Below are 9,561 nucleotides of genomic sequence, written 5' to 3' on the forward strand. Positions count from 1 at the left end.
GCTAAGGAAATAGCGTGAAAATCAAGAAACGTTTTATTGCCGGCGCTAGCTGCCCAAATTGCAGCCAGCAAGATACCCTGCGCTGGTGGATTGAAAATAACATCGAATTAGTTGAGTGTGTCGAGTGTGAGTTTACAGAGCAGCGCAAACCACAATCTGTAGAGAAAAATAAACACTCAGATCAGGAAATGATCGGAATTTTTAAGCCGGAGTAATTGAACTTCGATAATTGATCCCCATAATACACCCAGATATCTCAGTACTTAACCCCATTCAGGTTAAGTCAATTAATCTCCCTGGAGTTAGTATGAAAATTGAAAAGAACGTTGTTGCAAGCCTTGCATACAAAGTAATGATGGAAGACGGTGTCGTTGTTGATCAATCAACAGCAGAAGCACCTCTAGATTACCTTCACGGTCACAACAACCTAATCACAGGTCTTGAAAAAGAACTTGAAGGTAAAGTGGCTGGCGACAAGTTCTCAGTAACGGTAGCTCCTGAAGAAGCTTACGGTGAGCACAACGATGCGCTAGTACAGCGCGTTCCTGCGGACGTGTTCCAAGGCGTTGAGCAAATCGAAGTGGGCATGCGCTTCCTAGCTGACACTGACCAAGGTCCAATCCCTGTTGAAGTAACAGAAGTTGACGGCAACGAAGTGGTTGTTGACGGTAACCATATGTTAGCTGGTCAAACACTAACTTTCGAAGTAGAAGTTATGTCTACACGTGAAGCAACAGCAGAAGAGATCGAACACGGTCACATCCACCAAGGTGGTGGCTGTTGTGGTGGTCACGATCATGACCACGATCACGAAGAAGAAGGCGGCTGCTGTGGCGGCGGTAGCTGTGGTTCTCACTAATCATAAGCGCCTTCACTAGATAATCTTATCTAGCAAAGCTTTGAAAAGCGCAAGTTGAGTTTTCAACTTGCGCTTTTTGTTTATCTAAGGTGTAGTGCCAACCATACAAGGAATAACAGTTGGACAAAGTGATGACGAAACCTTTCTCGATTGCCATTCATGGTGGTGCGGGCACAATCTTGCGTGAACAGATGAGCGATGAGCTGCAACAATCCATCTTGGCGGATTTAGAAGCTGCGGTAAAAGCGGGACATCAAATTCTAGACACGGGCGGTGAAGCCTTAGATGCAGTCGTAGCGGCAGTGAAAGTATTGGAAGACTCTCCTAACTTTAATGCGGGTAAAGGCTCAGTGCTGACCAACAACGAAATGGTTGAAATGGACGCTTCTGTGATGGATGGTAGAAACCAAGCGGCAGGTGCTGTTGCCGGTGTTCGTCATATCAGAAACCCAATTGAGCTCGCTCGTGACGTGATGCGAAACAGCAATCATGTGCTGTTGGTGGGTGAGGGCGCAGAGAAGTTTGCTTTTGAGCAAGGCCATGAGTATACCGAGCAAGATTACTTCTTTACTGATCGCCGTTATGAGCAGTTGCTGTCTATGCGTGAGAAAGGACTGTTTGCTTTGTCGGAATCTCGTTACCCAGATGACCGTAAGCACGGTACGGTTGGTGCGGTGGCATTGGACCAACAAGGCAACTTAGCCGCTGCCACCAGTACGGGTGGCGTGACGAATAAGAAATACAACCGAGTCGGAGATTCTGCTCTTATTGGTTGTGGTACGGTGGCCGAAAATGGCGTCGTGGCAGTTTCCACTACGGGTGTCGGCGAGTTCTTTATTCGTAAACGTGTTGCGGAAGACGTTGCAGCACGTATGCGTTACTTACAAGAAGATATTCATACGGCTTGTGAACACATTATCCAAGGTGATCTCAAACAGATGGGCGGAGAGGGCGGTTTGATTGCCATTGATGCTAAAGGTGAGATGCACTTTGCGATGAACAGTTCTGGCATGTACCGAGCAGGCATTAATACGCAAGGCGAGCTGAGCGTTAAAATCTACGCCGACGAATAGCTTCCTCTTGAGTACCTTCTTAAGTAATTAATACAACAAAGCCCAGAACATGTTCTGGGCTTTATGCTATTTGAGCCTGCATTTTAATAATGCGGTGGTGGGGTTTCTTCTGACGGATCGGCTAAATTCGACGAGTCCATATTTTTTACTTTACCTACCACATATTTCATCTGATCGAGCATCTTGGTAATTTGCAGTTGTTGCTGCGATAAAGCGCCGTTCAGATCTTCAATAGTCTGTTCTTGGAACGCAAGCTGACATTCTAAGTCATTAATGCGTGCTTCCAATTGCTGAATGATTTTTTCTGTCATGATCCGTTCTCTAACTGCCAAGCTTGGGCAATACCTGCTGAAGTAGCAGTAATTACGCGTTGTTTTGAATCAAAGGCTGCATCATACACGACCGCACGGGGAGGGCGAGTGTCTTTTTTGGGCTCCACTTCAAATCCACTCATTCGTTTTCCGGTTTGAGTATCCCATATCGACACACGGCCAGAAGGGCTTCCTGTGACTAGTTGAGTCCCGTCGTCAGAAAATCGTGCGGTAGAGAAAATTAATTGGCGTGACCAACTGCTCAACTGTGTGACTTCTTGTCCAGTTTTTAAATCCCAAACAATCGCTTGGTTTCCGCCATCAGATGTCATTGCTAATTTTCCATCTCTTTGCAGGGCCACGCGAACAATTCGTTGTTCATGTTCGAAGGTTCGTAGTACTTGTCCGGTTTCGGTGTCCCACAGATACGCTTTATAGTCATTACCTCCGGTTAGGGCGAAGCGCCCATTAGGAGAAATGGCCACGGAATTGACTTTTTCACGATGCGCAAGGAACTCCATGCGACGCCCGGTGACTAAGTTGACATAAATTGCTTTACCGTTGGATAACCCAAGCAGAACTTGTTCACCATTACTGGTGATATCAACGTCGCGAATGAGCGCATCAGAGATAGACCAAAGGCCTTCGGATTGCGTCCAGCCTAGGTCCCAAACTGCGAAGTTCATTTGGCTTGCTGTAATTGCGTAGCGACCATTGTCAGATATGCGGATATGGGAAACCACATTGGCATCGGCATCGAGTTCACCCAGATTGGCTAGTTGTTCGTTTTGCTCTAGGTCCCACAACATCAAATGACGTTGTTGAGAATAGAGCAGAGCAAACCGTCCATCTCTGCTAAGTGCGAAGCTCGTCGCACCTTGAGGTTCTATCGGCCAACGCTGCACTTCACGCTCGGCGAAAAAGCAACCATTTAACGTGGTGATGACAATTAAATATAGGAATAAATGAAAAATTCTTTGCATCACATCTAATAATCCGGTTTGTGTCTTAAGACATATAGCTAGTATATTGGTATAACGATTGTCTTCACTAGTCTCATAGAAGATTTGTGCACAACAACCAATGGCAGAGCCATTATTGGGAGAATTTAATGAAATCAGTTTTAAAAGTGTCGCTACTTGCTGCAACAGTTATGCTAGCGGTAGGTTGTCAGAAAGAAGAAACTAAAACAGAAACCGCACCTCAAGCAGAACAAGTTCAAGCAGAAACCGGTAAAGCGGTTCACTTTAAAACCGACGACGACAAAGCGGCATACGCAATCGGTGTTTCATTTGCTAACTACCTAAGCACAAGCATCGACAAGCCAAGCGAAATCGGCATTAATCTTAACAAAGATTTGGTACTAAAAGGTATCGAAGACGTCTTCAAAGGCAATGCTGAATTGAATGAAGAAGAAACACGTGCAGCACTAGAATCTCTAGACAAGCGTGTTGCAGAAAAGATGCAAGCACAAGCGGCTGAGAAAGCAGCTGAAGCGAAAAAAGCTGGCGATGATTTCCGAGCTGAGTTTGAGAAGCAAGAAGGCGTAGTGAAGACAGATACAGGTCTTCTATACCAAGTAATGACACCAGCTGAAGGTGAGAAGCCAAAAGACACTGATACGGTTCAAGTACACTACAAAGGTACTCTGATCGACGGTACTCAGTTCGACAGCTCATACGATCGTGGTGAACCTGCAACGTTCCCACTTAACCGTGTAATCCCAGGTTGGACAGAGGGTGTTCAGTTAATGCCTGTGGGTTCTAAATTCAAATTCGTTATCCCGCCAGAGCTAGCATACGGTGACCAAGACACACCAAGCATTCCTGCTAACTCAACGCTAGTATTTGAAGTTGAGCTGCTAAAAGTTGAGAACGACAACGCAGAGCAATAACAATAAGCTGCGATAAGTTATTGAAAAAGGTCCGTTTAACGGGCCTTTTTTGTTCTAGGTCACTAGTTGGTGAGTTTGCTAGGTTGCTTTTCAAATTTTCTGATAAACTTACACCAATTTGTTGATTTTTCGCTCGAAGGCTTATGACAACTACAGAAACAATAAACGCGGAGATGTTGCTCGAAATGGAATCCGTTAACGTGATGCCGTTTACCGAGCACGACAAAATCATTTTAAGATCTTATGAGGCGGTCGTGGATGGTATCGCCAGCCTGATAGGTCCATTTTGTGAAATCGTTCTTCACTCTCTAGAAGACTTAAATACCTCTGCAATTAAAATCGCTAACGGTGAAAACACGGGGCGCCAAGTCGGCTCACCAATCACCGATTTAGCGCTTAAGATGCTAAAAGACATCGAAGGCTCGGAGCGCAACTTCTCACGTTCGTACTTTACCCGTGCAAAAGGTGGCGTGTTGATGAAGTCGATTACTGTCGCCATTCGTAATGGCGAAAATCGCGTGATTGGTTTGTTGTGTATCAACGTCAACTTGGATGCGCCTTTCTCGCAAGTCCTTCAGTCTTTCATGCCGACGCAAGAAGCGAAAGAAGCGGCTTCCTCGGTCAACTTTGCTAGTGATGTAGAAGAGCTGGTGGACCAAACTGTTGAACGCACCATCGAAGAGATCAATGCGGATAAGTCCGTGTCTAACAACACCAAAAATCGCCAGATCGTGATGGAGTTGTACGACAAAGGTATCTTCGATATTAAAGATGCCATCAACCGTGTCGCGGATCGCCTTAATATTTCAAAACACACCGTTTACTTGTACATTCGTCAACGTAAAACCGAGGATGATGAAAGGTGAGCAAACTGACTTACACGTTAGTGGTGAATGGTCCCGTTTATGGCAGCCAGTCAGCGCGCAGTGCTTATCAGTTCGCCAAAGCGGTGATAGAGCAAGGCCATCAGCTAGTGAGCGTCTTCTTTTATCAAGATGGTGTGACTAATGGTACTGCTTTGAGTGTGCCAGCCAACGATGAGTTTGATCTCAATAAGGCGTGGCAGTTTTTGGCTAAAGAGCATGGTGTTCGCCTAGAAACTTGTGTCGCGGCCGCTTTGCGTCGCGGGATTGTAAGTGAAGAAGAAGCAAATCAACATGGTTTGGTACAGAACAATCTAGCCGATGGTTTTGAACAAGCAGGCTTAGGTAGCCTAGCTGAAGCGATGTTAACCCAAGACAGAGTGGTACAGTTTTGAGTCAGTTAACTTATCTATTTCGTAGTGCGCCACATGGCAGTGCAGCTGGTCGTGAAGGTGTGGATGCACTGTTAGCCGCGTCGGCTTACTGTGAAGATATCAGCGTCATTTTCATGGGTGACGGGGTATACCAGCTTCTACTCGGGCAAGACCCCAACAATATTTTGAGTAAAGATTACGCGCCGATGTTAAAGCTTTTCGATTTATACGACATCGAACAAGTCTTTGTGTGTTCAGAGTCGTTAACCCAGCGAGGTTTGGCGCAAGCGGATTTAGTCATTGAAGCCCAAGCGTTAAGCTCAGAACAGCTCAAAGATAAGTTACAACACGCTGGCAAGCTACTGTCTTTTTGAGGAAGTTATGTTACACATCATAAAAACAGTCTCTGCTCTAGAAGACGCTATGCCTTTATGCAGTGAACAGGATGACATCTTACTTATAGAAGATGCAGTGTACGCTGCTAACTCGCAACATAAAGCACTTTCCCATCTAAAAAACCGCAGCGTATTTGTGTTAGAGAGCGATGCACAAGCTCGCGGTATTGCAAATCGTATTAGTCCATCGCTGACGATTGTGAATTATTCAGGCTTCGTTGAACTAACAGCAAAACAGGATAAATCCCTAACTTGGGATTGAACAAGATTTGCTGTCGACAAAGCTTTACGGATGAATTGTTCTAATTGAACAAAAAAGATCCGTATATTTCTTGACACACCTCTCACTGCTGCATAGAATTTTGCGTCCCTAGCTGCATTGGCAGTTGGGGATAGATTTTTCACAAAGCTTACTTTCAAGTAAATCAGGAGCTAGTTAATGGCAACTATTAACCAGTTGGTACGTAAGCCACGTGCAAAGCAAGTTGTTAAAAGCAACGTGCCTGCACTAGAAGCGTGCCCACAAAAACGTGGTGTATGTACTCGTGTTTACACTACTACACCTAAAAAACCTAACTCAGCACTTCGTAAAGTTTGTCGTGTACGTCTGACAAACGGCTTCGAAGTTACATCGTACATCGGCGGTGAAGGTCACAACCTTCAAGAGCACTCAGTTGTTCTAATCCGTGGTGGTCGTGTTAAAGACCTTCCAGGTGTGCGTTACCACACTGTTCGCGGCGCACTAGACTGTGCTGGCGTAAATGACCGTAAACAAGGTCGTTCTAAGTACGGTGTGAAGCGTCCTAAGTCTTAATGGATTCCGTTAAGTAAGGCCAAACACTAAATTATTTTTAATTTTTTGAAAAAACTGAAAAGTTTTGGATAAAACCTGAAGAAGACAACGGAGATAAATCCATGCCACGTCGTCGCGTCATTGGTCAGCGTAAGATCCTTCCAGATCCAAAATTCAAATCTGAATTGCTGGCAAAATTCGTTAACATCCTAATGGTTGACGGTAAAAAATCTACTGCAGAGAAAATCGTTTACACTGCACTAGATGCTATGGCTGAAAAGTCTGGTAAAGACCACTTAGCTATTTTTGAAGAAGCTCTTGAAAACGTTCGCCCAGCGGTAGAGGTTAAATCTCGCCGTGTTGGTGGTTCAACTTACCAAGTACCTGTAGAAGTACGTCCGGTTCGCCGTAACGCACTTGCTATGCGTTGGTTGGTTGAAGCTGCGCGCAAGCGTGGTGAAAAATCTATGGCTCAACGCCTAGCTGCTGAAATGCTAGACGCGTCTGAGAACAAAGGTACTGCGGTTAAGAAACGTGAAGACGTTCACCGCATGGCTGACGCAAACAAAGCGTTCGCTCATTACCGTTGGTAATACCTTCTGTGCTGCGAGGTTCTCTCGCAGCACTTTTCTATACTCTAAGGTACACCTTAGTAAGAGGATACAATCGTGGCTCGTAAAACTCCTATTGAGCTATACCGTAATATCGGTATCTGTGCTCACGTAGATGCAGGAAAAACAACCACAACTGAGCGTATTCTGTTCTACACTGGCCTTTCTCACAAAATCGGCGAAGTTCACGATGGTGCAGCAACCATGGACTGGATGGAGCAGGAGCAGGAGCGTGGTATCACTATCACATCCGCTGCGACTACTACATTCTGGCGTGGTATGGAAGCACAGTTCCCTGAGCATCGCGTAAACATCATTGATACCCCTGGACACGTTGACTTTACTATCGAAGTAGAGCGTTCTCTTCGTGTACTTGATGGTGCTGTGGTTGTGTTCTGTGGCTCATCTGGTGTTGAACCTCAGTCTGAAACTGTATGGCGTCAAGCAGACAAATACCACGTTCCACGTTTGGTATTTGTAAACAAGATGGACCGTGCGGGCGCAGACTTCCTACGCGTTGTGAACCAAATTAAGAATCGTCTTGGTGCGACTCCTGTTCCAATCCAGCTGAACGTTGGTGCGGAAGATGAGTTCAGAGGTGTCATCGACCTTATCAAGATGAAAATGATCAACTGGAATGATGCCGATCAAGGCACTTCGTTTACTTACGAAGACATCCCAGCTGACATGATTGAACTTGCTGAAGAGTGGCGCAACCACATGGTTGAATCCGCTGCTGAAGCTAGCGAAGAGCTGATGGACAAGTACCTTGAAGAAGGTGAATTGACTGAAGCTGAGCTCAAACAAGCTCTACGTACTCGCACACTAAATAACGAAATCGTACTGGCTACTTGTGGTAGTGCGTTTAAGAACAAAGGTGTTCAAGCGGTACTGGATGCAGTAGTTGAGTTCTTGCCATCGCCTGTTGACGTACCTGCAATTAAAGGTGTCGACGAAAGAGAAAATGAAGTTGAGCGTCATGCTGACGACAACGAACCTTTCTCAGCGCTAGCGTTTAAGATTGCGACTGACCCATTCGTGGGCACGCTAACTTTCATGCGTGTTTACTCCGGTGTTGTAAACTCGGGTGACGCTGTTTACAACTCAGTAAAAGAGAAGAAAGAGCGTTTCGGTCGTATCGTTCAGATGCATGCGAATAAGCGTGAAGAAGTGAAAGAAGTTCGCGCTGGTGATATTGCAGCTGCTATCGGTCTGAAAGACGTAACAACAGGTGACACACTGTGTGATCAGAACCACAAAGTGATTCTAGAGCGCATGGAGTTCCCTGAACCAGTTATTCAGATTGCTGTAGAGCCTCGTTCTAAGGCAGACCAAGAGAAAATGGCTATCGCGCTAGGTAAACTAGCAGCGGAAGATCCATCATTCCGCGTGGAAACGGACGACGAATCAGGTCAGACTCTGATCTCCGGTATGGGTGAACTTCACCTAGACATTATCGTTGATCGTATGAAGCGTGAATTCAGCGTTGATTGTAACGTTGGTAAACCTCAGGTTGCTTACCGTGAAACCATTCGTGGTAAAGCGGAAGTTGAAGGTAAGTTTGTTCGTCAATCAGGTGGTCGTGGTCAATACGGTCATGTTTGGGTCAAACTTGAGCCTTCTGAGCCTGGTGAAGGTTTCGTATTCGTAGACGAAATCGTGGGCGGTGTGATTCCTAAGGAATACATCAGTTCGGTATCGAAAGGTATCGAAGAGCAAATGAATAGTGGTGTTCTAGCGGGTTACCCTGTACTAGATATTAAAGCTACACTATTTGATGGTTCTTACCACGATGTAGACTCAAGCGAGATGGCGTTTAAGATCGCTGGCTCGATGGCATTCAAGAAAGGTGCACTAGAAGCACAACCTGTGATTCTAGAACCTATGATGAATGTCGAAGTAACCACTCCGGAAGACTGGATGGGTGACGTTGTTGGTGACCTAAACCGTCGTCGCGGTATCATTGAAGGCATGGACGAAGGTGTGGCTGGTCTTAAGATCATCCGTGCTCAAGTACCACTATCCGAAATGTTCGGTTACGCAACTGATCTACGTTCTGCAACTCAAGGCCGTGCGTCTTACTCTATGGAGTTTCACGAGTACGCTGAAGTGCCGAAAAACTTCGCAGATAAAATTATTGCAGAGCGTGGTTACTAATTGACGATTGAACTGCAAAAAGTTTACGACTTTTTGCGAGATCAGGGCGTCCAAATATTGCGCTAACGGGCGTTGGCGCATAAAATAACAATTTCTGGCGCGTCGTCGATCAATAATGATCACGACGAATCATAACTAGGAAGGAACACGATCGTGTCTAAAGAAAAATTTGAACGTACGAAACCGCACGTTAACGTTGGTACTATCGGCCACGTTGACCACGGTAAAACA

Annotated in this window: 13 protein-coding genes; 11 read left to right on the plus strand and 2 right to left on the minus strand. The window is 45.6% G+C overall.

All coding sequences use genetic code 11. The annotated features are described in order from the left end of the window. Positions 1-14 precede the first annotated feature (14 nt). The 3 genes from R8N49_RS22580 (at position 15) to R8N49_RS22590 (ending at position 1,932) form a co-directional block, all read left to right on the plus strand. Positions 15-215 carry a YheV family putative zinc ribbon protein gene (locus tag R8N49_RS22580; protein ID WP_005381449.1) on the plus strand — a complete coding sequence of 67 codons (201 nt, stop codon included), beginning with the start codon at positions 15-17 and terminating at the stop codon, positions 213-215. A 92-nt stretch (positions 216-307) separates the two neighbouring features. After that, positions 308-859, plus strand: coding sequence for a peptidylprolyl isomerase (slyD, locus tag R8N49_RS22585; RefSeq protein WP_005381451.1), 552 nt, complete (start codon positions 308-310; stop codon positions 857-859). Between the two features lie 131 nt (positions 860-990). Next, positions 991-1,932, plus strand: a complete 942-nt coding sequence (locus R8N49_RS22590; RefSeq protein ID WP_186584613.1) for an isoaspartyl peptidase/L-asparaginase family protein — start codon at positions 991-993, stop codon at positions 1,930-1,932. Positions 1,933-2,015: 83 nt separating this feature from the next. On the opposite strand, the gene R8N49_RS22595 is transcribed toward R8N49_RS22590, so the two are convergent. Beyond that, a complete protein-coding gene (locus R8N49_RS22595) occupies positions 2,016-2,243 on the minus strand; it encodes a SlyX family protein (protein ID WP_005381455.1) in 228 nt (75 codons plus the stop codon). Next, positions 2,240-3,226 (minus strand): WD40 repeat domain-containing protein, encoded by a 987-nt coding sequence (locus R8N49_RS22600; RefSeq protein ID WP_005381457.1) that lies wholly within the window; start codon positions 3,224-3,226, stop codon positions 2,240-2,242. Before R8N49_RS22600 ends, R8N49_RS22595 begins: the two co-directional genes overlap by 4 nt. 128 nt (positions 3,227-3,354) lie before the next feature. On the opposite strand from R8N49_RS22600, the gene fkpA reads away from it, so the two are divergent. The 8 genes from fkpA to fusA all read left to right on the plus strand — a co-directional run bounded on the left by fkpA (position 3,355) and on the right by fusA (position 9,330). Continuing rightward, the gene (gene fkpA, locus R8N49_RS22605) at positions 3,355-4,137 is read left to right on the plus strand and encodes an FKBP-type peptidyl-prolyl cis-trans isomerase (protein WP_017821751.1); all 783 of its coding nucleotides are present in this window, start codon (positions 3,355-3,357) and stop codon (positions 4,135-4,137) included. A gap of 143 nt (positions 4,138-4,280) precedes the next feature. Next, positions 4,281-5,003, plus strand: a complete 723-nt coding sequence (locus R8N49_RS22610; RefSeq protein WP_005382804.1) for a transcriptional regulator — start codon at positions 4,281-4,283, stop codon at positions 5,001-5,003. Continuing rightward, on the plus strand, positions 5,000-5,395 hold the full coding sequence (gene tusD / locus R8N49_RS22615) for a sulfurtransferase complex subunit TusD (RefSeq protein ID WP_005382803.1): 396 nt from the start codon (positions 5,000-5,002) through the stop codon (positions 5,393-5,395). The genes R8N49_RS22610 and tusD overlap by 4 nt, the downstream gene beginning before the upstream one ends. Then, a complete protein-coding gene (gene tusC / locus R8N49_RS22620; RefSeq protein ID WP_005382801.1) occupies positions 5,392-5,748 on the plus strand; it encodes a sulfurtransferase complex subunit TusC in 357 nt (118 codons plus the stop codon). The genes tusD and tusC overlap by 4 nt, the downstream gene beginning before the upstream one ends. Positions 5,749-5,755: 7 nt before the next feature. Further along, positions 5,756-6,031 carry a sulfurtransferase complex subunit TusB gene (tusB, locus tag R8N49_RS22625; protein ID WP_054575286.1) on the plus strand — a complete coding sequence of 92 codons (276 nt, stop codon included), beginning with the start codon at positions 5,756-5,758 and terminating at the stop codon, positions 6,029-6,031. A gap of 177 nt (positions 6,032-6,208) precedes the next feature. Further along, a complete protein-coding gene (gene rpsL, locus R8N49_RS22630) occupies positions 6,209-6,583 on the plus strand; it encodes a 30S ribosomal protein S12 (RefSeq protein WP_004399892.1) in 375 nt (124 codons plus the stop codon). A gap of 101 nt (positions 6,584-6,684) precedes the next feature. Then, entirely contained in the window at positions 6,685-7,155 is a 471-nt protein-coding gene (rpsG, locus tag R8N49_RS22635) for a 30S ribosomal protein S7 (protein ID WP_005382796.1), read from the plus strand. Positions 7,156-7,230: 75 nt separating this feature from the next. After that, positions 7,231-9,330: an elongation factor G gene (gene fusA / locus R8N49_RS22640; RefSeq protein ID WP_005382794.1), complete on the plus strand. Its 2,100-nt coding sequence runs from the start codon at positions 7,231-7,233 to the stop codon at positions 9,328-9,330. Positions 9,331-9,561: the final 231 nt, after the last annotated feature.

Source organism: Vibrio sp. 1978 (assembly GCF_033344345.1).

Coding starts and splice junctions, on each gene's coding strand:
- slyD (WP_005381451.1), top strand. CDS start 308: ATGAAAATTGAAAAGAACGTTGTTGCAAGCCTTGCATACAAAGTAATG.
- R8N49_RS22590 (WP_186584613.1), top strand. CDS start 991: ATGACGAAACCTTTCTCGATTGCCATTCATGGTGGTGCGGGCACAATC.
- R8N49_RS22595 (WP_005381455.1), bottom strand. CDS start 2,243: ATGACAGAAAAAATCATTCAGCAATTGGAAGCACGCATTAATGACTTA.
- R8N49_RS22600 (WP_005381457.1), bottom strand. CDS start 3,226: ATGCAAAGAATTTTTCATTTATTCCTATATTTAATTGTCATCACCACG.
- fkpA (WP_017821751.1), top strand. CDS start 3,355: ATGAAATCAGTTTTAAAAGTGTCGCTACTTGCTGCAACAGTTATGCTA.
- R8N49_RS22610 (WP_005382804.1), top strand. CDS start 4,281: ATGACAACTACAGAAACAATAAACGCGGAGATGTTGCTCGAAATGGAA.
- tusB (WP_054575286.1), top strand. CDS start 5,756: ATGTTACACATCATAAAAACAGTCTCTGCTCTAGAAGACGCTATGCCT.
- rpsL (WP_004399892.1), top strand. CDS start 6,209: ATGGCAACTATTAACCAGTTGGTACGTAAGCCACGTGCAAAGCAAGTT.
- rpsG (WP_005382796.1), top strand. CDS start 6,685: ATGCCACGTCGTCGCGTCATTGGTCAGCGTAAGATCCTTCCAGATCCA.